This window comes from Sphingomonas sp. MMS24-J13 (assembly GCF_044905095.1).
Classification (GTDB): Bacteria; Pseudomonadota; Alphaproteobacteria; order Sphingomonadales; family Sphingomonadaceae; genus Sphingomonas_I.
The window spans coordinates 4276702-4302877 of sequence record NZ_CP173258.1 but is presented as its reverse complement, the minus strand read 5'-3'; the positions used below and the strand labels follow the sequence as shown (position 1 = coordinate 4302877).

Genomic DNA, 26176 nt, shown 5'->3' with positions numbered 1-26176 from the left:
TTCCGCAATCGTTCGACGGGCACCCTACTCCTAAGCGCTGCGGAGCAGCGTTAGAAGCCGCCCAAGCGCTTGGGATTAGATAAGGTTCCCAGACCTTGGGTTGCCAGTGCAAAGCGTCCGCGCGCGGGATCAATCCCCCGTCACGATCAACCACTTCCCCCTGCCTTCGAGCCCGAGCGCGGTCAGCCGACCGCTCTGGAAGGCGCCCGTATCAATGCCGATACGATTAGGCCGAAGCTCGGGCTCTTCGGTGATCGTATGACCGTGGACGACCACTACGCCGTGATCGACGTCGCTGTAGAGGAATTGCTGCCGAATCCAGCGCAGATCGCTCGGCTTCTGCTCGTCGATCGGCACGTCGGGGCGGATGCCGGCATGAACGAACAGATAATCTCCGAAGCGGACCATGTCCTCCATCGCGGATAGGAAAGTGCGGTGGCGCGCAGGCACGGCATCGGTGAGCCCGGCGAAGGAATAACGCTCGGGCATGTCGAGCACACGCTGCGGGACGCCATAGCTTTCGAATGTCTCGCGCCCGCCGAAGCGGAGGAAATGCGCGAGACTCTCCTCGCTCGGCTCGTAGATCTGCTTGAGCAGCATCTCCTCATGGTTGCCCATGATGAAATGATAGTGCGCGAAGGGGGGCGGGCCGGCGAGGAAATAATCGATGATTTCGGCCAATTCGGGTCCCCGATCGATCAGGTCGCCCAGCATGACGACATGGGTTTCGGCCTCGCCCCGCGCCGCATCGTCCGCCTGCACCATCGTCAGCAGCGCGCGCAAGAGATCGAGCCGCCCATGGACGTCGCCGATCGCATAGATGCGAAGCCCGTCGGGCACCTGCGCCCCGGTGGCCGCTTTCCTGCCAAGGCCGAACATGCGGGGCGTCAGTACCGCGGCACCGCACGCACCGGCGGCAGCACGCCGCACAGATCGGCAGCGCCGGCGGGACGGAGATAGAAATCGTCCTGGCGATTGGCCCGGACATGCTGCCAGGCACGATAGCTGGCGCTGTCGGGGCGAAGATATTCGTAAGCCGGGCGCTCGGCCGCGGGCAGATCGGCAGCGATCCGTTCGCGCACGATCCCGGTGCGCTGCTTCGGATCGGCATAGAAGCCCATATCGGCGCCGCCGCGCGGCAAGGCGGTCAGTTGTTCCATCCCGTCGACGACGCGGCCGATCAAGGCGATGTTGCGATCGAGTTGGCGCGGTGCATGCCCGATCACCGCATAAAGCTCGGCGCCCGTCCCCGTATCCGGATTATTCTCGCGGCCGACGCCGACCATCGCGTAGCAATGCGCCAGCCACGCCTGGCCGCCGTCAGCTCCGACCGGAAACGGGCCGACATAGCCCGTCTTGGGGGCAAAGGTGTCGCGATAGGGAAGCATCGCCAAGGACAGGCCTGCCGCAGACCGTTCATATTCGGCCGGGGTCGGCTTGACGACTCCGGCGGACAGCGGCTTCGTCCCCTCCATGTCGCCCCATTGGGTGACATAGCCATCCTGCACCCGATCGATCGCAAGGCCATCGAACCAGCCGGCGCGCGCGAGGGTTCGAATATTGGCGATATGGACGGGCGCGAATGCCGACGCGAGCGCGATCGCCACGCGGCCGCCATTAGCGAGATCGATCACCAGCAGATCCTGCGGATCGATCCTGCTCCAGTCGGCCGGCAATGCGGCCGCGAGCACCGACATGGGCGTCGCAGGCTTCGACGGCGGCGGCGGCGCGGCCGCGATCAGACCGAGGGCGGCCGTGCCAATCAGGGTGCGACGGAGCATATCCAGCATCCCATATGCACTGCCACGCGCGCGCGCCTTGCGAAAGGGGCGGCCGCACGTTAGGGGCCCACCTTCCTTGCGTTACGGAGCGGTGGCCGAGTGGTCGAAGGCGCTCGCCTGGAAAGTGAGTATACGGCAAAACCGTATCGAGGGTTCGAATCCCTCCCGCTCCGCCATCGCGCCCTTCGTCGGGCCTGATCCCAGATTTGGCGCCTGCGGTCGGCATTATCTTCCCACAAGCAGGTTCGCGACCCTAGACGGGCGGGGTCCATTTGCCGTCCTGCCGGACGAAGCACTCCCGTGGCCCCGGTGGTGGCGCCCCATACGTGTGCGTCGCGGCCAAACCGCGTCATTACCGGAAACAACACGGCCCAGAACAGTAAATAGCCAATCGTCGCTATTCCGGCTCCTGCTATTGCCTCCGAATGCAGCCACGCATTCCCGACATCGGCACACCGGACATGGGCATGCCGGACATCATGTCCGTTTCATGCACGAGCAGCCGATCCGCCGTCGCCTTCTGTTCGGTCGACAGAACGGCATAGAGTCGCACCAGCGCGGGCTTCAGCGCCCGAAGATTGGCCAGGCTGGTTGTCAGCGCCTGATCGTGCAGTTCCAGTCGCTTTTCGAGGGACAGAGGCGCGCGCCCATTCGAAGGCGACATCATCGCCGCATGTACTGGACCCGCTCGCCTGGCGTTGGCGCGCAGAACGTCGGCAAATGCGCTCCAGGCACCTGTTTGCGCGCCGGCAATCTTGAGTTCGGTCCGCAGAGACCCGATCCGCCCTTCGACGTCGGTGGTCATTGGCATTCCACCGCCGGCCATGCAGCCCATCGGCGTGCCCGTGCCGCCCATCATCCCCACCATCGGCATCTTGCCGCCATCGGCACCCATTCCGTTCATCATGGCCGAGCCGCCGTCCATCATCCCGCCCGGCTTTGTGGTCGCAGTCGGTGCCGGTGACGGTGGCGTTGCAGGTGTGACGACCTGCCCCGGATGATGCCCGGCATGGGGGTCCGGAGCACTTTGCGCGCTAACCATTGCCGGCACTGCACCAACAAGCGCAAGCACAGCCGCGCCGGCCCATATGTGCGACTTGATCATGCATTATCTCCTGGAAAGGGACGGGGAACGGGTGACCGCAAGAGCCTGGCCCCGGGGTTCGGTTGACGCTGGCAATTGCCCAAGATGCAGAAGGAAGCCGAGAATACGATATTGGCGCGCCGTGGCGCCTTGTTACGGTGACAGTGCGTATCGGCGTCGCCCAGAGCCATGACCCTGCCCTTCCGCAACAGGGCAATATCGTAACGGCAGAGGATTGCTGTACGTAATGACCCCGAGTGCCTGGCAAGGCTCTTGACCCTAACGCGGTGTCAGACCCCATATGATGAGGCGTCACCAGGAGCATCGCGATGACGCGCACCGAGCCTCTTGCACACGACCATTCACGTCACACCCCGGGAGGCGGAGCGAAGGACCCGGTCTGCGGGATGACGGTCGATCGGGAGACGACGGCCCACCACGCGGTACATGGCGGAACCACCTATGATTTCTGCAGCGCGGGCTGCCGCAGCAAATTCGTTGCCGACCCCGACCGTTACCTCGTTCCTGCCGCGCCTGCCGCGTCTGCCGCATCCCAACCAGCCGCCGGCATGATCTGGACCTGCCCGATGCATCCGGAGATTCGGCAGGATCACCCGGGCAATTGCCCGATCTGCGGCATGGCCCTGGAGCCGTTGACCGTTGCCGCCGAGAGCGGCCCCAGTCCGGAGCTCGCGGATATGACGCGGCGCTTCTCGGTCGGGCTTGTGCTGGCATTGCCGGTCTTCGCCCTCGAAATGGGCGGGCATATCGTCCCGGCAGTTCATCACATCGTGCCGATGCGGATCGCGATCTGGATTCAGCTCGTGCTGGCAACCCCCGTCGTACTTTGGGCCGGGTGGCCGTTCTTCGAACGCGGCTGGACGTCGGTGCGGACGCGCAACCTCAACATGTTCACCCTGATCGCGATGGGAACCGGGATCGCCTGGACCTACAGCATGGTTGCGGCGCTCGCGCCCGGCGTCTTTCCTCCTGCCTTCCGCTCGGCTGACGGCACGGTCGCGGTCTATTTCGAAGCCGCCGCCGTCATCACCGTGCTGGTGTTGCTCGGGCAGGTGCTCGAGCTGCGCGCCCGCGAGCGGACCTCGGGTGCGATCAAGGCGCTTCTCAACCTCGCGCCCAAAACCGCGCGACGCATCGACGCGAACGACATCGACGTCGAGGTAAGCCTCGACCAGATCGTGGTGGGCGATCGGCTGCGGGTTCGCCCGGGCGAGAAGGTGCCGGTCGACGGCGTCGTCGAGGACGGTCGCTCTTCGCTCGACGAATCGCTGGTGACCGGCGAATCGATGCCGACGACCAAGGCGCTCGGCGACAAGGTGATCGGCGGTACGCTCAACCAGACCGGCGCGCTCGTCATTCGCGCCGACAAGGTCGGCCGCGACACGATGCTTGCACGTATCGTCCAGATGGTCGCAGCGGCGCAACGATCGCGTGCGCCGATCCAGCGCATGGCCGATCGGGTCTCGGGCTGGTTCGTGCCGGTGGTGCTGGCGATCGCGGTGCTTGCCTTTGCGGGTTGGGCGATCTGGGGACCGGAACCACGCTTCGCCTATGGCCTCGTCGCCGCAGTGGCGGTGCTGATCATCGCCTGCCCCTGCGCACTGGGACTCGCCACACCCATGTCGATCATGGTCGGCATCGGCCGGGGGGCTACGCTCGGCGTCCTGATCAAGAACGCCGAGGCGCTCGAACGGATGGAGAAGATCGACACGCTGGTCGTCGACAAGACAGGCACGCTGACCGAAGGTCATCCATCGGTTACGAAGATCGTGGCTGCTTCAGGTTTCACCGAAGACGAGGTGCTGCGGCTTGCGGCCGGCGTGGAGCGTGCCTCCGAGCATCCGATCGCCCGCGCGATCGTCGAGGCAGCGGCCAGTCGCCAGATCGCGATTCCCGCGCTTGCGGACTTCGATTCTCCTACGGGCAAGGGTGCGCTCGGCACCGTCGAAGGCAAGCGCATGCTGCTTGGCAACGCCGCGTTTCTCAAAGAGCACGGGGTCGATACCGCGGCGCTCGCAGCGCAGGCCGACGAATTGCGGCGCGATGGGGCGACCGCGATCTTCGCGGCGGTAGATGGCACCGTTGCCGGTGTGCTCGCCATCGCCGACCCGATCAAGAAGACGACATCCGAAGCACTCGCCAGCCTGCGAGCCGAGGGCATCCGGGTGGTGATGCTGACCGGCGATAACCGCACGACGGCCGAAGCGGTCGCCCGGACGCTCGGCATCGACGAGGTCGAGGCCGAGGTGCTGCCCGACCAGAAGAGTGAAGTCGTCGAGCGGCTCCAACGCGGAGGCCGCATCGTCGCGATGGCCGGCGACGGGGTCAACGACGCGCCCGCGCTCGCTGCCGCCGAGGTCGGCATTGCCATGGGATCCGGTACGGACGTCGCCATCGAAAGCGCGGGCATCACGTTGCTGAAGGGCGACTTGATGGGGATCGTCCGGGCACGCCGGCTGAGCCGGGCCACGATGTCCAACATTCGTCAGAACCTGGTCTTCGCCTTCATTTACAATGCGGCCGGCATCCCGGTGGCGGCAGGGCTGCTCTACCCGTTGTTCGGCATCCTGCTCTCCCCGGTGATTGCGGCGGCCGCGATGGCATTGTCGTCGGTCAGCGTTGTCGCCAACGCGCTCCGGCTCAACCGGCAAGCGCTATGAACATGGGTCAGGTATCGAAGGCGAGCGGCATCTCGCGTCGGATGGTCCGCCATTACGAAGAGATCGGGCGGCCCGGCTGCCCGATCCTCGATGCGCGAACGTTAGCATCGGGCGGGCTATAGGTGGCGCGTCATGCGGCCGGCTGCGCGGGCGATGGGCGAGGCCGGGACAGGAGGGCCGGTTTTGAAGGACGCGGGCGCGAGATGGATATCCTCGACCGGCGCGATCCCGCGCACCGTCTGGGCGCTCGGGTTAGTCAGCCTGTTCATGGATATCTCGTCCGAGATCATCCACGCGCTATTGCCGCTTTTTCTGACGACAACGCTGGGTGTGAGCGTGGCGGTGGTCGGATTGATCGACGGCATCGCGGAATCGACCGCCTCGATCACCAAGGTCTTTTCGGGATATGTCTCTGATCGCATCGGCCGCAGGAAGCCCCTGATTCTGCTGGGATATGGCCTCGGCGCGCTGTCGAAGCCGGTTTTTGCCATGGCCGGGAGTGCGCCGGTCATCCTCGGCACGCGGTTCGCCGACCGTATCGGGAAGGGACTGCGCGGTGCGCCGCGCGATGCATTGGTGGCGGATGTCACGCCACCGGCGATTCGGGGCCGCGCCTTTGGCCTGCGCCAGTCCCTCGACACTGTCGGGGCATTCCTGGGGCCGCTGCTCGGAATCGCGCTGATGCTCCTGCTGGGCAACAACATGCGACGGGTCTTCTGGATCGCGGTCATTCCAGCGCTCCTGGCCGTGCTGTGCGTGGTGTTCGGCGTTGAGGATCGCAGACCGAGCGGGAATGCCGGGTCGGTCGAACCTCCTATCCGCTTTCGTGACCTGAAGCAGCTTGGGCGCCCTTTTCGGGAGGTAGTTGCTATCGGCGTGGTGTTCACGCTCGCGAGGTTCAGCGAAGCATTCCTGATCCTTCGCGCCAGCGGTGAGGGCCTGCCCCTCGCACTGTCTCCGCTCGTGCTCGTCGTGATGAACCTGGTCTATGCGCTCGGCGCTTATCCTGCGGGTCGATGGTCCGATACCGCGGCGCCGGAAAAGCTGCTGATCTGGGGCTTGGCGGCGCTATTCCTTGCCGATCTTTCGCTCGCATTCCTGCCGAACCTGACCGGAGCGTTCGTCGGTATCGCATTGTGGGGTGTGCATATGGCGCTGACGCAGGGGTTGCTTGCCAAGCTGGTTGCGGACAACGCGCCGGCCGCCCTGCGCGGATCGGCGTACGGAATATTCAACCTCGCTACCGGTGTCGCCCTGCTCGCCGCGAGCCTGCTGGCCGGGTGGCTTTGGGACTCGTTTGGCCCCACCGCGACTTTCGCCGCTGGCGCAGCCTTCACGATTGCCGCGGCTGCCTTGCTGATGGTGAAACACAAACACGCCGATCATATTGTGATCGCCGGACGCTGAGGTCGGCCGAGGCGGCAATTCGTAAGCTGCTCGGTCAGGCCGGCTATGCCGGTGCGCGTTCGATTGCTGCATTCTATACGAGCCACGCCTCGCAAAGCACAGATTCGGAGAGTGACATGACGATCGAAGCCGAACGCCCACCGCTGCCGCCCTTCACCCACGAAACAGCCCTGCAGAAGGTGCGCTTGGCCGAGGATGGCTGGAATAGCCGTGATCCCGAGCGGGTCTCGCTCGCCTATACGGAGGATTGCCATTGGCGGAATCGCGCCGAATTCATTGAAGGCCGCGCAGAGATTCAGGCTTTCCTCGCGCGCAAATGGGCACGCGAACTCGAATATCGCCTGATCAAGGAATTGTGGGCTTTCACCAACGATCGCATCGCCGTGCGCTTCGCCTACGAATGGCATGACGATAGCGGCCAATGGTATCGCAGCTACGGCAACGAGAATTGGGAATTCGCAGCCAACGGCCTGATGCGCCGGCGGATCGCGAGCATCAACGACGCGCCGATCGCCGAGGCCGGGCGTAAATTCCACTGGCCGCAGGGCCGCCGGCCGGACGACCATCCGGGCCTGAGCGCACTGGGCTTCTAGCGGCATTGCGGTGGCAGCCTTACCCCGCCTAAGCTGGGCCAAACAGCAGAAGGTGGAGCAGGATGGCCCCGAGCACGCAGGACCGTACCGAGATCTATGAGCTTTACGCCCGCTACAGCTGGGCGCTCGATACCGGAGATACCGAAGGCTATCTCGACCTCTTCACCGCGGACGCGATCGCGACCGAGGAGACGAGCGGCGGCGAGATCGAAGTGCGGCAGGGCCGCGACGAGCTCCGCAAGCTGGTGCGTAAATTTCACGACCGGCCTGACTTCCCCGGCCACCAGCACCAGATGGCACAATTCGTGTTCGAGCCCGACCCCGAAGAGCGGGCCGATCATTGGGTGGTGCGCTCCTACGCCTGGGCGACGATCAACCGCCCGCCGGCGCACCCTTATCTCCATTGGTGCGGACATGTGCGCGACGTCGTCGCCAAGGTCGATGGCGTGTGGCTGATCCGATCCAAGGAGATCATGGGCTGGGCCGGTGCGGTGTTGTCACGGTTCGGTCAAGGATGACCCGAACTCCCTCCCATTCAGGGGAGGGTTGGGGTGGTGCCGGGCGTCCTGCCGAAATGTCGCATTTTCACCGCTCCTTCGGCCCCGCCTCCCAACTGCGCGGCCGAGCGATCATCCCCCGGATGATCGCCGAAACGGCCGCACACCCGCCCCTGAAGGGGAGAGGGGCTTTACGCTCACGCCTTCGTCAGATTTACCGGTAGCGAACGAATCCGCGTCCCCGTTGCCGCATGAAGCGCGTTCACCAGCGCCGGGATTACCGGCGGCAGCGCCGGCTCGCCCAGCCCCGTTGGCGGCTTGTCCGACATCACCCAGTGGATCTCGATCTCGGGCGTGATCGGGATGCGCGCCAGCGGGAAATCGTGGAAGTTGCTCTGCTGGACGGCGCCGTCGACGATCTCGATCGACTGGCCGGCAATCGCCTGAGCGAGCCCATCGATGATCGATCCGCGCACCTGATTTTCGGCGTGCATCGGGTTGATGATCTGGTTGCCGACATCGGCCGCCACCCACACCTTGTGGACCGCAACCTCCCCCGTCTTGGTGACGCTGGCGTCCACCACCTCGGCGAAATAGCCCTGGTGGCTGAAGTAGAAAGCAAAGCCCTTGCCGCGGCCCTTTTCCCTGGGCTTGGTCTTCCAGTCGGCCACAGCGACCACCTTCTCGATCACGTCGCGCGCGCGGCCGGTATCGAAGGCCGGCGGTGGCCGGTTGCCTTCGGCGGGCGTGGTGACGATCCGGCGGTCGCCAAGCGTCGTCAGCATCAGCGCGGGCAGATCGGTGCCGGCTGCCTGCGCCACTTCGTCCATGAAGGACTGAAACGCGAACGAGAGCGCATTCGATTCGGGCGCCCGCAGCCAGCCGGCGGGCACGACCGTGTGCATCATCGACTGGGTGAAGGCGAGATTGTCGACCAGCCCGGCCGGAACCAGACTGGGCGCGAGGCCGCCGCCGCGCACCGCCGTCTTGCCGTCGCCGAACGTGACAAAATGATCGGTGAAGGCGATCAGCTTGCCGTTCCCGTCGACGCCGGCCTCGAAGCTGTGCCAGCCGCCGACGCGGTAGAAATCGCGGCGGATATCGTCCTCGCGGCTGAAGAGCAGCTGGATCGGGGTGCCCGGCAATTGCTTAGCGATCGCTGCCGCCTGGATCATATAATCGTTGAGCAGCCGCCGGCCGAAGCCCCCGCCCATCCGGGTCAGGTGGATGGTGATGTTGTCGGCCGGGATGCCGAGTACCTTGACGATGCCGTCACGCCCGCCCTGCGGCATCTGGCTCGGCGCCCAGACGGTGAGCTTGCCGTCCTGATAGAGCGCGGTGCAGTTCTGCGGCTCCATCGGCGCATGCGCGATGAAGGGATAGGAATATTGCGCGGCGATCCGCGTCTTCGCGCCCTTGAGCGCGGCGGCGGGATCGCCGTTGCGGCGGATGTCGTTGCCCGGCCCGGCGGCGATCAGCGCCTTGGCCTTGCTGTCGTAGGCCGCGGTGCCATGACCCTGCGCCGCGCTCAGGTCCCAGTCTATCTTGAGCTTCGATCGCGCCTGATTGGCATACCACCAGTTGGTCGCGACGATCGCGACGCCATCGACCAGGCCGTCATTGTCGCCATCGCCGGTGATCGGGATGACATATTTCACCCCCTGCGAAGCCTTGGCCGCGGCGATATCGGCACGCTTCAGTCGTCCGCCGAAAGCCGGCGCGACTTCATAGGTCGCATAGAGCATGCCCGGCAGGCGCGTATCGATGCCGTAGATCGGCTCGCCCTTGACGATGCGCGGGCTGTCGACGCCGACGGTGCGCTTGCCGATGATCGTGAACTTGTCGGGCGATTTGAGCGGCACCGTCTTGGGATCGGGCGGGGTCAGCTTCGCCGCCGCCGACGCGACCTCGCCATAGCCGCAGGAGCGCCCCGAGGCGGCGTGCAGGATACGCCCCTTGGCAGTGGCGAGAGTGGCGGGATCGACACCCCACTGGGTTGCTGCCGCCTGCACGAGCATCGCGCGTGCGGCCGCGCCCGCCTGCCGCATCGGCATATAATTCATCGGCGTCGCGGTGCTGCCGCCGGCGAATTGGGCGAAATAGATCTTAGGATCGAAATCGGCCTGGGCGATCACGACCTGGCTCCAGTCGCAATCGAGCTCCTCGGCAATCAGGATCGGCAGGGTCGTCTTGATGCCCTGCCCGATCTCCGGATTCTTGGAGACGATCGTCACGAGCCCGCTGGGCGCGACCGACACATAGGCCGTGACCCGCGCCGCATCGGCGCCGGCCTTGCCGCTGACCGCAGCATGGGCCGGCAACGGGATCAAGGCCTCGAGCATCAGCCCGCCGCCCGCCATGAGCGACGCCTTGAGCAGGGTGCGGCGGTCCATGCCGCCCTTCACGCGATCATGCCGCACGCTTTTTCTCCCCGAGATTGGCGGCGGCGATCTGGATCGCTTCGCTGATGCGGTTGTAGCAGGCGCAGCGGCAGATATTGCCCTCCATCGCCTCGTTGATCTGCGCGACGCTGGGTTTGGGCGTGGTGGCGAGCAAGGCGCTGGCCGACATGATTTGGCCGGCCTGGCAATAGCCGCACTGCATCACGTCGACCTGAAGCCATGCTTCCTGCAGCTTCGCCCCGATCTCGCTCGCGCCGACATGCTCGATCGTCGTGATCTTCTGGGTGCCGACGACACCGACCGGGAGCTGGCAGGAGCGCTGCGCCTGGCCGTCGACATGGACGGTGCAGGCCCCGCACAGACCGGCGCCGCAACCGAACTTGGTGCCGACCATGCCGAGCTCGTCGCGCAACACCCACAGCAGAGGCATGTCCTCCGCCGCATCGACTTCGCGCACCGCCCCGTTGATATTCAGCTTGTAGCCCACAGCTACGCCTCCCGCTCGATCAGCCCGTTATCATGCTATCATCTCATGCGGGCGTTTGCAGCATCGATATAGGCCGCAGCAGCAAGATCCTGCACGACATGGCCGAGCGATTTATAGAGCGTGATCTGATCGGGCGATATTCGCCCGGCGATACGGCCGAGCAGGACCTCGCCGATCTCGGCCGCGATATGATCGTCGCCGATCAGCTCGGCCGCCTTGGCATCGAGAAATTCGGAGCCGGCCGCCAGCACCGATCGCCGGCTGTCGGCAATGTAGCGGCTCGCCACCACCAGCGCATGATCGACCTCGACCGGGCCCGGATGGCTCGATCCGACAAGATTGATGTGGGTGCCTGGGCGCACCCATTCGCCGAGCAGGATCGGCTCGCGCGCGCCGGTGACGGTACAGATCACATCCGCCTTCGCTGCGATTTTCGGATTGGGTTCGGGCCTGATCGGCAGGCCCGTCTCACCCGCCAGCCGTTCCGCAAAAGCAGCAGCCCGCACGGGATCGCGGCCCCACACCATGATCGCATCGAAGCGCCGCACCACCGCAAGTGCGCGGATATGGCTTTCCGCCTGCGCGCCGCAGCCGAAGATCGCGAGCGTGCGCGCATCGGCCCGCGCGAGCGCATCGGTCGCGACCGCGCTGGCGGCCGCGGTCCGGATCTCGGTCACCGCAGCGGCATCGGCGATGCAGGCGACCGCGCCGCTCACGCCATCGAACAGCACCACGACCCCGCGATGCTCGGCGCGGCCCGGGCGGGCAGGATCGCCGAACACGCTGATCACCTTCGCGCCGAAGCCGGGCGCATCGGGCTGGCTGCCCGGCATCAGCCCGAACAGCCGTCCCTCGCTGAGTTCGACGATCTGGCGCAACGGTTGCTCGGTTTCGCTCGCGCTGAACGCCGCCATCGCGCGCCGGACCGCATCGATACAGCCCGGATAATCGAGCAAGGCCCGCACCCGATCCGCCTCGTAAACCCTGATCGTCATCGCATCCATGTCTCGCGGCAAGCCCATGCTATAAGGCTGGACCATGGCCGCAACCGACTCAACCCCGCCCCCGGGCGCCGCGCCCGATTGGACCATCCCGCAGGACTGGGCCTCCTACACCGCCACGGAGCATGCAACGTGGGACACGTTGTTCGCACGCCAGTCGGCGATGCTGCCCGGCCGCGCGGCGGACGAGTTTCTTGCCGGGATCGAGATGCTGCATCTGTCGCGCCCCGGCATTCCCGATTTCGACGAGCTTTCGGACAAATTGTACAAGGCGACCGGCTGGCAGGTGGTGGCGGTGCCCGGGCTGGTGCCCGACGACGTCTTCTTCGAGCATCTCGCCAACCGCCGCTTCGTCGCCGGCCAATTCATCCGCAAACCCGACCAGCTCGACTATCTGGAAGAGCCCGACGTTTTCCATGACGTGTTCGGCCACGTCCCGATGCTCGCCCACCCGGTCTTCGCCGATTATATCCAGGCCTATGGCCAGGGCGGGCTGCGCGCGATGCGCCATGGCGCGATCGAGAAACTGGCGCGGCTTTACTGGTATACGGTCGAGTTCGGGCTGATTCGATCGGGCGCTGGACTGAAGATCTACGGCGCGGGCATCGTCTCCTCGCGCGGCGAGAGCCTGTTCGCGCTCGACGATCCCTCGCCCAACCGGATTGGCTTCGATCTGGAGCGCGTGATGCGCACGCTCTACCGGATCGACGATTACCAGCAGACCTATTTCGTGATCGACAGCTTCGATCAGTTGCTGCGCGCGACCCTCGATACCGATTTCGCACCGCTTTACGCGCGGCTGAAGGACCTGCCCGATCTGGCGATCACCGATATCCTGCCGGACGACACGGTGATCACGCGAGGTACTCAGGCATATGCACTGGAGCGGGCGGAGGGCTAGCGCTGCATCTGCATCACCAGATCCATCGGCAGCATATTGTGGTCCAGATGCCCCATGATCCACAGCGATCCACCGATCACCAGCACCACCACGAACGTGCCGAACGCCAGAGCGATCGCATTGTTGGTGTGTTCCGGCCCGCTCGTAATATGCAGGAAGAAGACCAGATGGACGCCCATCTGTGCCACCGCGAGCGCGATCAGCGCGGCGGGGATGGCCGGTGGCCAGATCAGATTGGTGGCGGCGACGAGGAACGAGGCGATGGTCAGCGCCACCGCCAGCCCGAGACCGATCAGGTAAACTGCGATGCTGTGCCGCCCCCCGTCACCTTCACCGGCGACGGCGTCGGTCTTGGGCTCGTCGGGTTGGCTCATGTCAGCGTCCCCATCAGATAGACGATCGTGAAGAGCGCGACCCAGATGATGTCGAGGGCGTGCCAGAACAGGTTGAAGCAGAGCAGGCGCCGCATGATGTCCGTGCGGAAGCCCTTGACCCACAGCTGCGCCATCATCGTGCCCAGCCACAGCAAACCGACGCTGACATGCAACCCGTGGCAGCCGACCAGCGCGAAGAAGGATGACAGGAAGGCGCTGCGCTGCGGGCCGGCGCCTTCGGCGATCATATGCGCGAATTCCTGAACCTCGATCGCGACGAAAGCGAAGCCGAGCAGGCCGGTGATCAGCAATCCTGCCTGCGCCACGATCTGGCTGCGCGCCTGTGCGCCGACATAAGAGACGCCACAGGTGAAGCTGGAGAGTAGCAAAAATCCGGTCTCGATCCCCACCCGCTTCAGATCGAACAATTCGTGCGGGCCCGGGCCGCCGGCCGTCGCCCCGACCAGCACCGCATAGGCGGCGAAGAAGGCCGAGAACATGACGATATCGGAAAGCAGGAAGATCCAGAAACCGTAGCCGACCACGACGCGGATCGGCGCCGGCCCGTCTGCGGCCGGGATCGCCGCCGCGCTCATGCCGACCGCTCCAGCAGCGAAAGGCGCGACGCGCGGGCGGCGCGGTCGATCCGCGCGACCTCGTCGGCCGGGATTTCGTCCTCGCTCCGATCGCGCCAGGCGAATGCGACGAAGGTCGCGTAAGCCCCCACAAAGCCTGCGCCTGCCAGCCACCAAATGTGCCAGATCAGGGCAAAGCCGATCAACGTGGCGAAAAAGGCCGTTATGAAACCGGTGGCGCTGTTGCGCGGCATCTCGATCGGTTCGTAGTCCGGCTCGTCGCCGAAGCTCAGCTGCTCGCGCGCGCGCCTTTTGGCGCCCCAATAGGCGTCCTCGCCCTCGACATGGGGCAATATCGCGAAGTTGAACGCCGGCGGCGGCGAGGGCGTCGCCCATTCGAGGCTGCGCCCATCCCATGGGTCCCCGGTTGTATCGCGCAGGCTTTCGCGTCGGCGAATGCTGACGATGAGCTGGATGAGCTGGCAGGCGATCCCGCAGGCGATCACCGCCGCACCCGCCGCCGCCGCCAAGAGCCAGGGATGCCAGCCTGGGACGTCATAATGCTGGAGCCGGCGCGTCATCCCCTCGAGTCCGAGCCAATAGAGCGGCGCGAAGGCAAGGATGAAGCCGATCTGCCAGAACCAGAAGGCCGCCTTGCCCCAGCCTTCGTGGAGGCGGAAGCCGAACGCTTTGGGGAACCAGTAGGAATAGCCGGCAAACGCCCCGAACAGCACGCCGCCGATGATCACATTGTGGAAATGCGCGACGAGGAACAGGCTGTTGTGAAGCACGAAATCGGCCGGCGGCACCGCGAGCAGCACTCCGGTCATCCCGCCGACGGTGAAGGTGACGAGAAAGCCCAACGCCCATAGCATCGGCGTCTCGAACCGCACCCGCCCGCCATACATGGTGAACAGCCAGTTGTAGATCTTCACACCGGTGCCGACCGCGATGATCGAGGTGGCGATGCCGAACACGGCATTGACGTCGGCGCCGGCACCCATCGTGAAGAAATGGTGCAGCCAGACGAGGAAGGAGACGATCGTGATGAAGAGCGTCGCCATCACCATCGATCGATAGCCGAACAACGGCTTGCCCGAGAAGGTCGCGAAGATTTCGGAGAAGATGCCGAACGCGGGCAGGATCAGGATGTAGACCTCCGGATGACCCCACGCCCAGATGAGGTTGACGAACATCATCATGTTGCCGCCCGCCTCGTTGGTGAAGAAATGGAAGCCGAGGTAGCGATCGAGCGACAGCATCGCGAGCGTTGCGGTGAGGATCGGGAAGGCCGCGACGATCAGCATGTTCGCCGCCAGACTCGTCCAGCAGAACATCGGCATGCGCATGTAGGTCAGCCCCGGCGCGCGCAACTTGAGGATGGTGGTGACAAGGTTGATCCCCGCCATCAGCGTGCCCACGCCGGATATCTGCAATGCCCAGCAATAATAATCGACGCCCACGCCGGGCGAGTAAGCCAGTTCGGACAGCGGCGGATAGGGCAGCCAGCCGGTGCGTGCGAACTCACCGATCACGAGGCTGACATTGACCAGGAGCGCGCCCGACGCGGTCAGCCAGAAGCTGACCGAATTGAGCGTGGGAAAGGCGACGTCGCGAACCCCAAGCTGCAGCGGCACCGCGAAGTTCATCAGCCCGACCATGAACGGCATCGCGACAAAGAAGATCATGATCGTCCCGTGCGCCGAGAAGACCTGATCATAATGTTCCGGCGGTAGGTAGCCGGGCGCATGGAAGGCCAGGGCCTGCTGGCTGCGCATCATGATCGCGTCGGAGAAACCGCGCAAAAGCATCACGCCCGCGAGCAGGCAATACATCACGCCGATGCGCTTGTGATCGACGCTCGTAAGCCATTCGTTCCAGAGATAAGGCCACCAGCCCTTGAACGTCGCGAAGCCGAGCACCGCGAGAATGCCGAGACCGACCACGGCGGACGCGACCATCGGGATCGGCTGATCGAGCGGCAGCGCCGCCCAGTTGAGCTTGCCGAGCATCAATGCGTCTCCGGGCCGCCGGCGGGCGGTACCTGCTGGTGCGCGATCGCTTCGAACAAGCCCGGCTGGATCGCGCGCCAAGTGGTGGGTGGCACGTTCTGGCTCTGGCGGGCGAGCGCACGATAGGCGGGCAGATCGAGGCTCGGACCGCCGGCGTGAGCACCGGCAATCCAGGCGTCGTAATCCGCCTGCGGCACCGCCCGTAGCGTGAAGCCCATGCCCGAAAAGCCATCGCCGCTGAACTGGGCCGATTGCCCGCGATAGGTGCCCGGTTTGTCGGCCTGAAGCGAAAGCTGGGTCACCATCCCGTTCATGACCGCGATCTGCCCGCCGAGCTGCGGCACGAAGAAGCTGTTCATGACGCTGCCCGAGGTCAGCGTGAAATGGACCGGCACGCCCACCGGAACCACCAATTGGTTAACGCTCGCGATATTCTGGCCGGGATAGAGGAACAGCCATTTCCAATCGAGCGCCACGACCTGCACCTCGATCGGTGCCGCGCGCGACGCGATCGGCTGGTAGGGATCGAGCCGATGGCTTCCGACCCAGATCAAGCCGCCGAGGAACATGATCACGAGGATCGGGATCGACCAGACGATCAGCTCGATCCGCCCCGAATATTGCCAATCGGGCAGCCGTTTCGCGCGCGGATTGCCAGCGCGGAACCACCAGGCAAAGACAAGGCTTGCGATGATCGTCGGCACCACGATCGCCAGCATGATCGCCAGCGCGTTGACAAGGATCGTCCGCTCGGCGGCGCCGATGGGGCCTTGCGGGTTGAGCACGCCCTTGCCGCAGCCGGCGAGAAACAGGAGGCTTACGGAGCATGCGACGCGACGAATTGCGTCCTTAATACCGTCATTCCCGCGAAGGCGGGAATCCATATTCTCAAGAGTTCGGAGGTTATGGATCCCCGCCTTCGCGGGGATGACGGCATCGCTTACCGTCGTTCCGAGGTGCACTGCTCCAGCCGCCACGTGTCCGTCCCGAGCAAGTCCGGAGGCTAGCCTACCATAACCTCACTTGGCCCCGAACCCCGCTCGACCGGAACGGTTCCGTTCTATTCATACCGCAGCGCGTTGATCGGATTCGCCCGCGCCACCCGAACGGCATGGCTACCGATCGTCAGCACCGCGATCACCAGCGCCAGCGCGCCCGCGGCGAGAAACGGTCCCGGCCCGAGGGTGATGCGGGCGTCGAAGCGGTCCAGCCAGTCGCGCATCACCCACCAGGCGATCGGCCAGGCGATCAGATTGGCGACCAAGACCGGTCGGCTGAACTGCCACACCAGCAATCGCACGATATCCCGCGTACGCGCACCCAGCACCTTGCGGATGCCGATCTCCTTGGTGCGCCGCTCGGCGGTGAAGGAAGCGAGGCCGAACAGGCCGAGACAGCCGACGATGACCGAGAGGACCGCGAAACCGGCGAAGGTCTTCGCGCGGCCTTCCTCCGCCCGGTAGAGTTCGCCGACAATATCCTCGCTGAACTTCGCGTCGAACGGCACCTCCCGGGTGAAGCCGGTCCACACGCGTTCGACAGCGGCCCGGACCGCATTGGGATCGCCATGGTAGCGGATCACCATATAGCTGTGCCCTTCATGGGCATTGCCGAACACGATCGGATCGATCGGATCGCGCACCGATCGGAAGCGTGAGTCCTTGACCACGCCGACGATCGTCAGTGGCACAAGCCCATAAGCGTTATCGACCAGCCCGACGCGGATGAGCTTGCCGACCGCATCGGCCGGATGGGCAAAGCCGAGCTTGCTTGCGGCGAGCGCGTTGATCACGACATTGCCGCCCCTCTGCGCCAACGCCTTCTGCGCCTCATCGGTGATCGGGAACGGGATCGTCGTATCGTCCATCGGCCGGTTCCGATCGAACCAGCGCCCGGCGATCAGCTCGAGCCCCATCGCATCCTTGAAACCGGTATCGACGATATAACTGCCGAGCGTGATCGGCTGGGTCGCGCCGGGCAGCAACACGCCGGTATTGCTGCTGTCATAGGTGGATACGCCGATTCGGGTCCGCCCGACGGCATCGACGCCCGGCACCCGCCTCATCCGCTCGACGAGCTGGTCGCCTAGGTGGATGATCTGGTAGCGCGACAGGCCATTGATCTGGAGGATATGGTCGCGCCTGAAACCGGGATCGACGGTGCGGGCGTAGACGGTTTGCGCATAGATCGTCGCCGTGCAGATGATCAGGCCGATCGAGACCGCGAACTGACCCACCACAAGGATGGTGCGCAACCGCCCCGATCCGGGGGTTTCGGCAGCCGATCGATTGGCGCGCAGCACCGCTGCCGGCTGGAAACGCGACAGGAAGAAGGCCGGATAGAGCCCACCCAGCACACCCACCAATAAAACCAGCCCGATCACCGGCAGCAATATGCCGTCACGCCCGAAATAATGGAGCGCGAGATCGGCATCGAGGAAATTGGCAAAGGCCGGCAGCGAAAGCTCGACGATCGCCAGCGCCACCAGCATCGCGATCGCCGCGACCAACGTCGCCTCGCCGACGAACTGCGCGATCAGCTGCTGGCGGCTGGCCCCCAGCACCTTGCGCAGCGCGACCTCGCGCGCGCGCTGGCTGGCGCGCGCGGTCGCCAGATTGGTGAAGTTCACCACCGCCATGGCGAGGATCAGCAGCGCGACCACCGCGAAGGTCGCGATCGAGCGTTCGTCATTGCCAGGCGTCATCGCGCCGACCTGGCCCCTGCCGAGATGGATGTCGGCCAGATTGACGATACGGAAATCCTGATCGTCGCCCTGATTGGTGCGGACGCCATCGCTGACATCGTCGGGGATGTTGCGCTTCTTCCACGCCGTCACGCGCGCCTGCATCGCTTCGGCATCCGCGCCCGGACGCAAGGTCACGTAGACGAATCCGCCCTGGCAGCCCCAGCAGCTGAGGAATTGCGATTCCTTGGCCATCCAGCGCGGGAAGTCGACATGGACGATCGCATTGAGCTTGATGTGGCTGTTGCGCGGAATGTCCTTCAGCACTGCCACGACCCGATAATCGCGCGTCTCCCCCTTCGAGATCAGCGAGACGGTGCGCCCGACGATGTCCTCGCTGCCAAGGCGCGCGATCGCCTCTTTCTGTGTCAGCGCGATCGTATCGATCGCCGCCAGACCGGCGGCGCTGCCGCGGACGACCGGCAGGCGGATCACGTCGAGCAGGTTGCCGTCGGCGAAGAGATAATCATCGGCCGCCAGCGCTTGCCCATCCTTGACGATCGCGGGTGCGCTGCTGGCTGCATAGACCTCCTGCTCGACTTCGGGAAAATCCTTCTTGAATGCCTTGCCCGCCGTATAAGCGGTCATCTGCAGATAAGCAGGCTGGCCTGTATCCTTGCCGTGATACCAGGACTGAAACTGGTAGGCATGCTCGACTCCGGGGATCCAGCGATCGAAGCCGAGTTCGTAGCGCACGAACAGCAGGATCATCAGGCAGGCTGCCATGCCGATGGCGAGGCCCAAAATATTGATCAGCGCGTAGACGCGGTTCTTGAACAGAGAGCGCAGCCCGACCGTGAAATAATTGCGCAGCATCGCCCGCGTCCTCCAATCATGGGTTGGGTGAGGGTTTCGCCTGCCGTGCGCGGTCCAAGGGTAAACCACACCGAAAGAACGAAGCCCCCACCCGCCCTGCCCGCACTACCAGGCAGGGCTGTCTCGTTTCACGCCGCGCGGCGGCGCTCGGCCTGCACCTGCCCGTCGAGCATGTTGACCACGCGGCCGGCATAATCGGCATGCGCCGGCGAGTGGGTGACCATCACCACCGTCGTCCCCTCGCGGTTCAAGGCTTGGAGCATCCGCATCACCTCTTCGCCATGTACGGTATCGAGGTTGCCGGTCGGCTCGTCCGCCAGGATCAGATCGGGATTGCCGACGACCGCGCGCGCGACCGCGACGCGCTGCTGCTGGCCGCCCGAAAGCTGGCTCGGCCGGTGATCGGCGCGGTGACCGATACCGACCTTGTCCATCACCGCAGTGACCCGCTGGCGCCGCTCGCTCACCGGGATGCCGTGATAGAGCAAAGCCAGCTCGACATTCTCGCGCACCGATAATTCATCGACCAGATTGAAGCTCTGGAAGATGAAGCCGATGTGGCGCTTGCGGACGTCGGCCAATTCCGCCTCGCGCAGGCCCGCGACCTCCTTCTCGCCGAAGCGATAGGAGCCGCTGGTCGGGCTATCGAGCAGGCCCAATATATTGAGCAGGGTCGATTTGCCGCACCCGGAAGGCCCCATGATCGCGACGAATTCGCCATCGAGGATATCGAGATCGATCGAATCGAGCGCGGTCGTCTCGACGGTGTCGGTGCGGTAGGTCCGCGAAAGGTTGCGCAGGCTCAGCATCGGCTTTCCTTTCAAGCCACGTGTCTTCAGGGGCGGGCGATATCGAGCCGGGTCTTGTCGGTAAGCCCGGCATAGGGCGAGGTGATCACTTTTTCGTGCGGATCGAGCCCGTCGAGGACTTCGACGAAATCGGCATTGCGGCGCCCGAGGCGGACCGGGCGTTTGGTTGCGCTGCGGCCGTCGGGCGCGACCACGAACACCCAGGCGCCGCCGGTATCGCTGTAGAAGCTGCCATTGGGGAGCAGGCGGGCGGGCGAAGGATCGCCCAGCGTGAGTTTGACCGGCAGCGTCTGGCCGCGCTGGATGCCCTGCGGTTCGGCATCGAGGAACCATAGATCGACCTGGAAGACGCCGTTCTTCACCTGCGGATAGATCTTCGCGACCTTCATCCGGTACGTCTTGCCGTCGCGTTCCAGCGTTGCCGACTGACCGGGCTGGACCCGGCCGAGATAATATTCGTCGACATCGGCGTTGAGCTTGGTGCGGCCGGGGCTATCGATCTGACCGAGCCGCTCGCCGCGATTCATCGACTGACCGACCTGGATCGAGAAGGCGGTGAGCTGGCCCGACACCGGCGCGCGCAGGTTGAGCGCGTCGAGATTGGCGTGCGCCACCGCCAGCGCCGAGCGCAACGAGTGGCCCGAAGTCTGGAGCTCGGCAAGCTGGCTCGATTGCAGCCGCTCGTCAGTCGCCTGCGCCTCCCGCAGTTCGACCAGCCTTTTCTGGGCGTTATCGAGATCGTCGCGTGTGTCGCCATAGACCTTCGAGGCGACGAAGCCGCGCGCGAACAAGGGCGCCTGCAGGTCGTTGAGCCGTTTGGCCTTGGCGAGATCGGTCTGCGCCTGGGTCACCGCGCGCTGATTGTCGAGCCGGGTGCGGGCGAGATTGAGTTCGGTCACGCGCAGATTGTTGAGCTGGTTCGCGACCTCGGCCTCGTCGCGCAAGGTCGAGAGCTGCAGTTCGGCATTGGACAGGACCGCGAGCAGCTGGCCCTTGGTGACCGTGGCACCATCCTCGACCAGCACCTTGTCGACCCGGCCGCCCTCGACCGCGTCGAGATAGACGGTGACGAGCGGGGTGACGCGGGCGCGCAGCGGCAGGAAGTCGTCGAACGTGCCCTGCCGCACTTCGGAGATGGTAACGCGATCGGCATCGACGGTCTGGCTGCCCGCGCTCGGCGCCAGCCACCAGACCAAGGCGAGGACCAGCAGCACCCCGCCGGCAGCGGCGATCTTTACCCAGACGGGCAGGCGTTTCTTCTCGATCACGCGATCCATGCCGCCGGTGACCGGCGCTGGCGTGGGTTGATCGGATTTCATGCGGACGACGCTCATGACGTTCTTCCTGCACCTGCCGTGCCAAATGACCGACGAAGCGGTAGCGACGATTAGGCGCCATCCCGCCTGTCCGGTTCCGGACACTATGGTGTCCGGTCGTGGACAGGCAGGGGCACCACCGCCAGTCAGCGCAGTACCGTGCGGAAGGCGCTGTCAGCCGTGGCAAGCAGATTTTCCGAGTTGCGAATCGCGAGCTGGACCGCCGGCCTGGTCGCCGCCATCGCATTCTCCTGGCAGAGCCGGAGCGCCTCGAGATCGACCACCGAACCATTATGGCAAATGCGGTTAATCGCGCTCCGCACGCGGTGGTCGAGGACAGCACGGCCGGCCTCGGTCGAAAGATCGAGATCGCCGTAGTGGACGATCCGTACATCAGGATCGTAGGTCGACGCCGCACCAGCGGGTGCGAGGACGGACAGGCTGGTCGCGATCATAGCGGCGGCCAGTGCGAGGGGAGACAGACGGGCCATGATGGAAATCCTCTTCAAGCCGGCGCCATTTGCCGACCGCCTCTCCTCAGCATCGTCCGTGCCAGTTTTATATCGATTTGATATCAAAGGATAAAATGCGCTGGCACGCTGAAGACTACGTCTGTAATCTGTTCGCGGCCGGACAGAACGGTGTCCGGTCCCGGACAGTCTGGCACGATATTTGATTTGGGAACGGTCGGGGCCGCAAGGCGCGACAAGAGGATGGTGCGGGTGGCAGGCAAACCGGCTTTCGATCTGTGCGTGGTGATCGACGACGATGCGGACATCCTGCTCTCCGCGCGGCTGCTGCTGCGTGAGCTGTTCGCCGAGGTCGTCGGCGTGGCCTCTCCCGAGCAGGCGATCGACCTGATCGGGCAGCGCAGCCCCGATGCGATCCTGCTCGACGCCAATTTCATGCGCGGCGCCACCGACGGACGCGAAGGCTTCCTCTGGCTCGGCCGCATTCTCGAGCGCGATCCCGATGCGGTAGTGGTACTGATCACCGCGCATGGCGGTATCCAGGTGGCCGTGCAGGCGATGAAGCAGGGGGCGACCGATTTCGTCACCAAGCCATGGTCGAACGAGCGCCTGCTCGCCACCGTCCGCACCGCCGCCCAGCTGAGGGGCCAGCGCCGCGCGACCGGCATCGAGAAAGCCAAGGTCGAGACGATCGCAACACCTGCGGGCGAGGCGCCCTTGCTCGGGCAAAGCCGGGCGATGGCGCATGTCCAGTCGCTGATCGATCGCGCCGCGCCGACCGAGGCCAACGTGCTGATCCTCGGCGAGAACGGCACCGGAAAGGAACTGGTCGCGCGCGAAATCCATCGCCGGTCGCGTCGTTCCGCCAAGTTGATGCTGTCGGTCGATCTCGGCGCGGTCACCGAGAATTTGATCGACAGCGAATTGTTCGGCCATGTGAAGGGGGCATTCACCGATGCGCGCGGTGATCGGGTCGGACGGATGCAGGCCGCCGATGGCGGCACGTTATTCCTCGACGAGGTCGGCAATCTGCCGCTCCATCTCCAGCCCAAATTGCTGACTGCGCTCGAACAACGCCAGGTCACGCCCGTCGGCGCCAACCGCCCGGTGCCGATCGATGTCCGCATCGTCTCGGCCACAAATCTCACCCCCGATCGGCTGACCGACCCGGGCGTTTTCCGCACCGATCTGCTGTTCCGTCTCAATACGATCGAAATCGAGCTGCCGCCCTTGCGCGAGCGGCGCGAAGACATCCCGCCCTTGCTCGACCATTTTCTTGGCCTCTACGCCCGCAAATATGGCAAACCCGTGCGCGCGCTCCCGGCTTCGGTGCTGCTCGCGTTGGCCGATTATGACTGGCCGGGCAATGTCCGCGCCTTGCGCCACGCCGCCGAACGCGCGGTGATCCTGGCCGAGGGTTCGGCTTATGCGCTGAGCGACTTCCCGCTACCGCGCGTCACCGCCGCCCCGATTCGCCTCGTGCCAGACCCTGCCCCCGTCCAGACGAGCGCCGCCGCCGAACTCCATCTCGGCAAGGCCGAGAAGCAGATGATCGAGCGCGCACTTCAAAAGCACGCCTATAATATCTCCGCGGCGGCAGGGGAGTTGGGGCTGACCCGCGGTTCGCTCTATCGGCGCATGGAGAAATATGGCCTCTAGCCGCAGTTTCGCGGCCGGCTATGGCCGGCGAGTGCTCGGGCTGCTGTTGGCCGCCGGCCTGTTGGCCTTCACCCTGTGGACGCCCGGCCTCGCCGCGGCACGGATCGTCGCCGTTCTGATCCTCGCCGGTGCCGTCTGGCAGCTCTGGTATCATGTCGGCCGGACCAATCGCGACATTGCCCGCTTCCTCGAAGCGCTCCGTTACGGCGATTTCACCCAAGGCTTCGTTCGACGTGGCGGCGGAGGCAGCTTCGATCAGCTCGGCATCGCTCTCGACGATGCGATTCGCCAGCTCCGTGCCGAACGCGTCCGGATCACTGAAGAAAGTCGGGTCCAGGCTGCGCTCGCCGACGAAGCGCCAGCTGCCTTGCTCCTCATCGACGAGGATGGCCGCATCACGCTTGCCAGCAAGGCGGCGCGCAAATTGTTCAACCGCTTACCCGGCACGCGGATCGAGGATTTCGCCACGTTCGGGGTCGAGTTTGTGGGCCTGTTGCGCGACGGCGCTCCCGGCACCCGCAAGGTGATGCCGCTCCGCATCGACGGCGTGGTCCAGCGCGCCGTGGTTGCCCGCGCGGAGGTCAGCCGTGCCGGCCGCACGCTCGGTATCGTTTCGATCCAATCGATCCAGAACGAGCTGTCGACGGTCGAACTCGCCGCACAGGCCGATCTGGTGCGCGTGCTGACCCACGAGATCATGAACTCGATGACCCCGGTGGTCAGCCTGGCCGGGAGCGCCGAGCGCCTGATGGCCGAGATCGAAAGCGACGATCCCGCGATCGAGGATGCGCGCGGCGCGATCGAGACGCTGGCGCGCCGTGCGAGCGGGATCATGCATTTCGTCGAGGCCTATCGCGCCTTTAGCCGCGCGCCGGTGATCGAGCGGCGGCGTTTTGCCGCGACACCCTGGGTAAAGGAATTGGCAAGGCTGTTCGAGGCATCGGATCAGGCGGCGGGAGTGACCCTGGAAACCGGTGTCGATCCCGCCGACCTCATCCTCGATGCCGATCCCGATCTGCTTGCCCAGGTGGTGATCAACCTGCTCAAAAACGCCGCCGAAGCCGCAACAGGCCATGCCGCCAATCCCCATATCCGTCTCTCGATCGGCATGTTGCCCGGCGGGCGATCGCAATTGATCGTGTCGGACAACGGTCCCGGCATCGCACCTGAACTGGCGGAGGAGATCTTCTTGCCCTTCTTCACCACCAAGGGCTCGGGCACCGGGGTCGGCCTGAGCCTCGCACGACGGATCATGATCGCGCATGGCGGCACCATCATACTCGGCGAGCCGCGCGAAGGCGGTGCCTGCTTCGAACTGACGATCTGATTTGTGTTAACTTTTTACCATTTCGAGCAAAGCCTCGCTCGCTTCGCTGCAACGTCGCTGATATGCCTGCACTTCGAGGGCCTCCGGGGGGTACGCTCCGTCCGCGCCGCGCGCGCAGCATGAAGCTTTCTCTCGGCCGCCGTTAACTTTGTCGGCACGGCGTCCCTATATCGTGCAGCGTGATTGTGTGGATGGCGTGCTGATGGACCCGGATGGCCTGTCGAAATTGACCGAACGCGAGCGCGATTGCCTGCGCCTCGTTCTCACGACCGACAACCAGAAGGAAATTGCCCGGTTGCTCGGCATCGCGCCGAACACGGTCTATGGCCACCTCAAAAGCGCGATGCGTAAGCTCGACGTCAGCAGCAGCGTGCGTGCAGCCCAGATGCTGCGCGATCATGAAGCGAGCCCGACGCCTCCCCAATTTGGGGGAGACCAGCCGGCCCCCCTTCCCGACCCCGATCCATTGCCCATAAGTACGCCATCATCGACTTCAGGCGGGGGGCCGCATGGGGAGGGAAGCACGGGCCGGCCGGCACATTTCGTCGATTGGCTCCGCCAACTGCTCCGCATGCCGGCAGAGAGACAGACGGGGCGGGGCAATGATCTGACCATAAGGCAAAGACTCCGCGATAGCGTCCAGGCGATGCTGCTCGCGGTTTTCGCAATCGGGGCGATGGCGTCGGGGCTCTACGGCATCCTGCACATCAGCCTGATCCTGACAGGCCATAGCCTTCCGCGATGACGGCGAGGATGGCTGACGGCGGCGGCATCATCGGAACGAACACTGGTACACGTCGCGATCTTCCTGGCGTTGGCCGTACTGAGCTCAGGCTATGCGCTGCTCTATGGCGGCGGCCCCGAGCGCGCGGCGGCCGTGATCGTCGTGATCGGCACGGTGCTGGCCTTCGTGGCGGAGCCGCTCGGACTGCACCCCTATGGATCGATCGCCGTCGGCATGTTCCTGCTCGATCTGGCGATGCTGATCGCGTTCCAGTCGCTGGCTCTGGCGGCTGATCGCTTCTGGACGACCTGGGTGGCGGGCCTGCAGCAGGCGGCGGTGCTGGTCCATATCACCCGCGCGATCGCGCCCGATATCGCACCGTTCGCTTATGCGGTCGGGCTCAAGGGATGGTCTTACGTCATCCTGATTCTGATCATCGCCGGCACCTGGCGGCACCGCCGGCGCCTGCAGATTTATGGGAGCGACCGCTGCTGGTCGCCGATCCGCTGGTAAAGGG

General features: G+C 65.0%; 24 protein-coding genes and 1 tRNA gene. 11 read left to right on the top strand and 14 right to left on the bottom strand.

Going from position 1 to position 26176, the window contains the following annotated elements:
- Positions 1–129: 129 nt before the first annotated feature.
- The gene (locus AB4Z44_RS19960) at positions 130–879 is read right to left on the bottom strand and encodes a metallophosphoesterase (RefSeq protein WP_404711398.1); all 750 of its coding nucleotides are present in this window, start codon (positions 877–879) and stop codon (positions 130–132) included.
- Positions 880–887: 8 nt separating this feature from the next.
- Complete coding sequence (locus AB4Z44_RS19955) at positions 888–1781, bottom strand: peptidylprolyl isomerase (RefSeq protein WP_404711397.1); 894 nt, start codon at positions 1779–1781, stop codon at positions 888–890.
- Positions 1782–1866: 85 nt separating this feature from the next.
- On the opposite strand from AB4Z44_RS19955, the gene AB4Z44_RS19950 reads away from it, so the two are divergent.
- Positions 1867–1957: transfer RNA gene (locus AB4Z44_RS19950), tRNA-Ser, on the top strand.
- Positions 1958–2193: 236 nt separating this feature from the next.
- Here AB4Z44_RS19950 and AB4Z44_RS19945 read toward each other — a convergent pair.
- Positions 2194–2886, bottom strand: coding sequence for a Spy/CpxP family protein refolding chaperone (locus AB4Z44_RS19945; RefSeq protein WP_404711396.1), 693 nt, complete (start codon positions 2884–2886; stop codon positions 2194–2196).
- A gap of 308 nt (positions 2887–3194) precedes the next feature.
- Between AB4Z44_RS19945 and AB4Z44_RS19940 the strand changes: the two genes are divergently transcribed.
- The 5 genes from AB4Z44_RS19940 to AB4Z44_RS19920 all read left to right on the top strand — a co-directional run bounded on the left by AB4Z44_RS19940 (position 3195) and on the right by AB4Z44_RS19920 (position 8064).
- Positions 3195–5546 carry a heavy metal translocating P-type ATPase gene (locus AB4Z44_RS19940; protein WP_404711395.1) on the top strand — a complete coding sequence of 784 codons (2352 nt, stop codon included), beginning with the start codon at positions 3195–3197 and terminating at the stop codon, positions 5544–5546.
- Positions 5543–5668 (top strand): MerR family DNA-binding transcriptional regulator, encoded by a 126-nt coding sequence (locus AB4Z44_RS19935; RefSeq protein WP_404711394.1) that lies wholly within the window; start codon positions 5543–5545, stop codon positions 5666–5668. Before AB4Z44_RS19940 ends, AB4Z44_RS19935 begins: the two co-directional genes overlap by 4 nt.
- A gap of 61 nt (positions 5669–5729) precedes the next feature.
- Positions 5730–6953: an MFS transporter gene (locus tag AB4Z44_RS19930; protein WP_404711393.1), complete on the top strand. Its 1224-nt coding sequence runs from the start codon at positions 5730–5732 to the stop codon at positions 6951–6953.
- Positions 6954–7069: 116 nt separating this feature from the next.
- Positions 7070–7546 carry a DUF1348 family protein gene (locus tag AB4Z44_RS19925; protein WP_404711392.1) on the top strand — a complete coding sequence of 159 codons (477 nt, stop codon included), beginning with the start codon at positions 7070–7072 and terminating at the stop codon, positions 7544–7546.
- A 62-nt stretch (positions 7547–7608) separates the two neighbouring features.
- Positions 7609–8064 carry a nuclear transport factor 2 family protein gene (locus AB4Z44_RS19920; protein ID WP_404711391.1) on the top strand — a complete coding sequence of 152 codons (456 nt, stop codon included), beginning with the start codon at positions 7609–7611 and terminating at the stop codon, positions 8062–8064.
- Positions 8065–8240: 176 nt separating this feature from the next.
- Here AB4Z44_RS19920 and AB4Z44_RS19915 read toward each other — a convergent pair whose 3' ends face one another.
- Genes AB4Z44_RS19915 through AB4Z44_RS19905 form a run of 3 tightly spaced genes read right to left on the bottom strand, consistent with a single transcriptional unit; the run spans position 8241 to position 11927 of the window.
- The gene (locus AB4Z44_RS19915) at positions 8241–10463 is read right to left on the bottom strand and encodes a molybdopterin cofactor-binding domain-containing protein (RefSeq protein WP_404711390.1); all 2223 of its coding nucleotides are present in this window, start codon (positions 10461–10463) and stop codon (positions 8241–8243) included.
- The gene (locus AB4Z44_RS19910; protein ID WP_404711389.1) at positions 10453–10932 is read right to left on the bottom strand and encodes a (2Fe-2S)-binding protein; all 480 of its coding nucleotides are present in this window, start codon (positions 10930–10932) and stop codon (positions 10453–10455) included. Before AB4Z44_RS19910 ends, AB4Z44_RS19915 begins: the two co-directional genes overlap by 11 nt.
- A 38-nt stretch (positions 10933–10970) precedes the next feature.
- Positions 10971–11927, bottom strand: coding sequence for an ornithine cyclodeaminase family protein (locus AB4Z44_RS19905; RefSeq protein WP_404711388.1), 957 nt, complete (start codon positions 11925–11927; stop codon positions 10971–10973).
- A gap of 43 nt (positions 11928–11970) precedes the next feature.
- Here AB4Z44_RS19905 and phhA point away from each other — a divergent pair, with 43 nt between their 5' ends.
- The gene (phhA, locus tag AB4Z44_RS19900) at positions 11971–12834 is read left to right on the top strand and encodes a phenylalanine 4-monooxygenase (protein WP_404711387.1); all 864 of its coding nucleotides are present in this window, start codon (positions 11971–11973) and stop codon (positions 12832–12834) included.
- Here phhA and cyoD read toward each other — a convergent pair.
- The 8 genes from cyoD to AB4Z44_RS19860 all read right to left on the bottom strand — a co-directional run bounded on the left by cyoD (position 12831) and on the right by AB4Z44_RS19860 (position 21970).
- Complete coding sequence (gene cyoD, locus AB4Z44_RS19895) at positions 12831–13208, bottom strand: cytochrome o ubiquinol oxidase subunit IV (protein ID WP_404711386.1); 378 nt, start codon at positions 13206–13208, stop codon at positions 12831–12833. The two genes, phhA and cyoD, sit on opposite strands and share 4 nt — an antisense overlap.
- Positions 13205–13804: a cytochrome (ubi)quinol oxidase subunit III gene (locus AB4Z44_RS19890; protein WP_404711385.1), complete on the bottom strand. Its 600-nt coding sequence runs from the start codon at positions 13802–13804 to the stop codon at positions 13205–13207. Before AB4Z44_RS19890 ends, cyoD begins: the two co-directional genes overlap by 4 nt.
- Positions 13801–15795, bottom strand: a complete 1995-nt coding sequence (cyoB, locus tag AB4Z44_RS19885) for a cytochrome o ubiquinol oxidase subunit I (protein WP_404711384.1) — start codon at positions 15793–15795, stop codon at positions 13801–13803. The genes AB4Z44_RS19890 and cyoB overlap by 4 nt, the downstream gene beginning before the upstream one ends.
- Positions 15795–16679, bottom strand: coding sequence for a ubiquinol oxidase subunit II (gene cyoA, locus AB4Z44_RS19880; RefSeq protein ID WP_404711383.1), 885 nt, complete (start codon positions 16677–16679; stop codon positions 15795–15797). The genes cyoB and cyoA overlap by 1 nt, the downstream gene beginning before the upstream one ends.
- Positions 16680–16855: 176 nt before the next feature.
- Positions 16856–19354, bottom strand: a complete 2499-nt coding sequence (locus AB4Z44_RS19875; protein ID WP_404711382.1) for an FtsX-like permease family protein — start codon at positions 19352–19354, stop codon at positions 16856–16858.
- Positions 19355–19482: 128 nt separating this feature from the next.
- Positions 19483–20163, bottom strand: a complete 681-nt coding sequence (locus tag AB4Z44_RS19870) for an ABC transporter ATP-binding protein (protein WP_404711381.1) — start codon at positions 20161–20163, stop codon at positions 19483–19485.
- A 26-nt stretch (positions 20164–20189) separates the two neighbouring features.
- Complete coding sequence (locus tag AB4Z44_RS19865) at positions 20190–21497, bottom strand: efflux RND transporter periplasmic adaptor subunit (RefSeq protein WP_404711380.1); 1308 nt, start codon at positions 21495–21497, stop codon at positions 20190–20192.
- Between the two features lie 128 nt (positions 21498–21625).
- A complete protein-coding gene (locus tag AB4Z44_RS19860; protein WP_404711379.1) occupies positions 21626–21970 on the bottom strand; it encodes a UrcA family protein in 345 nt (114 codons plus the stop codon).
- A gap of 222 nt (positions 21971–22192) precedes the next feature.
- Between AB4Z44_RS19860 and AB4Z44_RS19855 the strand changes: the two genes are divergently transcribed.
- From AB4Z44_RS19855 to AB4Z44_RS19840, 4 genes are all read left to right on the top strand, one after another.
- On the top strand, positions 22193–23608 hold the full coding sequence (locus AB4Z44_RS19855; RefSeq protein WP_404711378.1) for a sigma-54-dependent transcriptional regulator: 1416 nt from the start codon (positions 22193–22195) through the stop codon (positions 23606–23608).
- A complete protein-coding gene (locus tag AB4Z44_RS19850) occupies positions 23598–24935 on the top strand; it encodes a sensor histidine kinase (protein ID WP_404711377.1) in 1338 nt (445 codons plus the stop codon). Before AB4Z44_RS19855 ends, AB4Z44_RS19850 begins: the two co-directional genes overlap by 11 nt.
- A gap of 202 nt (positions 24936–25137) precedes the next feature.
- Complete coding sequence (locus AB4Z44_RS19845) at positions 25138–25680, top strand: response regulator transcription factor (protein WP_404711376.1); 543 nt, start codon at positions 25138–25140, stop codon at positions 25678–25680.
- A 69-nt stretch (positions 25681–25749) separates the two neighbouring features.
- Positions 25750–26172, top strand: coding sequence for a hypothetical protein (locus AB4Z44_RS19840; protein WP_404711375.1), 423 nt, complete (start codon positions 25750–25752; stop codon positions 26170–26172).
- Positions 26173–26176 lie beyond the last annotated feature (4 nt).

What these genes read in the sequence shown, in the direction of transcription:
- AB4Z44_RS19940 (WP_404711395.1), top strand. Translation starts at nt 3,195, where the DNA reads ATGACGCGCACCGAGCCTCTTGCACACGACCATTCACGTCACACCCCG.
- AB4Z44_RS19890 (WP_404711385.1), bottom strand. Translation starts at nt 13,804, where the DNA reads ATGAGCGCGGCGGCGATCCCGGCCGCAGACGGGCCGGCGCCGATCCGC.
- AB4Z44_RS19955 (WP_404711397.1), bottom strand. Translation starts at nt 1,781, where the DNA reads ATGCTCCGTCGCACCCTGATTGGCACGGCCGCCCTCGGTCTGATCGCG.
- cyoB (WP_404711384.1), bottom strand. Translation starts at nt 15,795, where the DNA reads ATGCTCGGCAAGCTCAACTGGGCGGCGCTGCCGCTCGATCAGCCGATC.
- cyoD (WP_404711386.1), bottom strand. Translation starts at nt 13,208, where the DNA reads ATGAGCCAACCCGACGAGCCCAAGACCGACGCCGTCGCCGGTGAAGGT.
- AB4Z44_RS19935 (WP_404711394.1), top strand. Translation starts at nt 5,543, where the DNA reads ATGAACATGGGTCAGGTATCGAAGGCGAGCGGCATCTCGCGTCGGATG.
- AB4Z44_RS19925 (WP_404711392.1), top strand. Translation starts at nt 7,070, where the DNA reads ATGACGATCGAAGCCGAACGCCCACCGCTGCCGCCCTTCACCCACGAA.
- AB4Z44_RS19845 (WP_404711376.1), top strand. Translation starts at nt 25,138, where the DNA reads ATGGACCCGGATGGCCTGTCGAAATTGACCGAACGCGAGCGCGATTGC.
- AB4Z44_RS19855 (WP_404711378.1), top strand. Translation starts at nt 22,193, where the DNA reads ATGGTGCGGGTGGCAGGCAAACCGGCTTTCGATCTGTGCGTGGTGATC.
- AB4Z44_RS19865 (WP_404711380.1), bottom strand. Translation starts at nt 21,497, where the DNA reads ATGAGCGTCGTCCGCATGAAATCCGATCAACCCACGCCAGCGCCGGTC.
- AB4Z44_RS19945 (WP_404711396.1), bottom strand. Translation starts at nt 2,886, where the DNA reads ATGATCAAGTCGCACATATGGGCCGGCGCGGCTGTGCTTGCGCTTGTT.
- AB4Z44_RS19960 (WP_404711398.1), bottom strand. Translation starts at nt 879, where the DNA reads ATGTTCGGCCTTGGCAGGAAAGCGGCCACCGGGGCGCAGGTGCCCGAC.
- AB4Z44_RS19850 (WP_404711377.1), top strand. Translation starts at nt 23,598, where the DNA reads ATGGCCTCTAGCCGCAGTTTCGCGGCCGGCTATGGCCGGCGAGTGCTC.
- AB4Z44_RS19870 (WP_404711381.1), bottom strand. Translation starts at nt 20,163, where the DNA reads ATGCTGAGCCTGCGCAACCTTTCGCGGACCTACCGCACCGACACCGTC.
- AB4Z44_RS19875 (WP_404711382.1), bottom strand. Translation starts at nt 19,354, where the DNA reads ATGCTGCGCAATTATTTCACGGTCGGGCTGCGCTCTCTGTTCAAGAAC.
- AB4Z44_RS19920 (WP_404711391.1), top strand. Translation starts at nt 7,609, where the DNA reads ATGGCCCCGAGCACGCAGGACCGTACCGAGATCTATGAGCTTTACGCC.
- phhA (WP_404711387.1), top strand. Translation starts at nt 11,971, where the DNA reads ATGGCCGCAACCGACTCAACCCCGCCCCCGGGCGCCGCGCCCGATTGG.
- AB4Z44_RS19860 (WP_404711379.1), bottom strand. Translation starts at nt 21,970, where the DNA reads ATGGCCCGTCTGTCTCCCCTCGCACTGGCCGCCGCTATGATCGCGACC.
- cyoA (WP_404711383.1), bottom strand. Translation starts at nt 16,679, where the DNA reads ATGGATTCCCGCCTTCGCGGGAATGACGGTATTAAGGACGCAATTCGT.
- AB4Z44_RS19905 (WP_404711388.1), bottom strand. Translation starts at nt 11,927, where the DNA reads ATGACGATCAGGGTTTACGAGGCGGATCGGGTGCGGGCCTTGCTCGAT.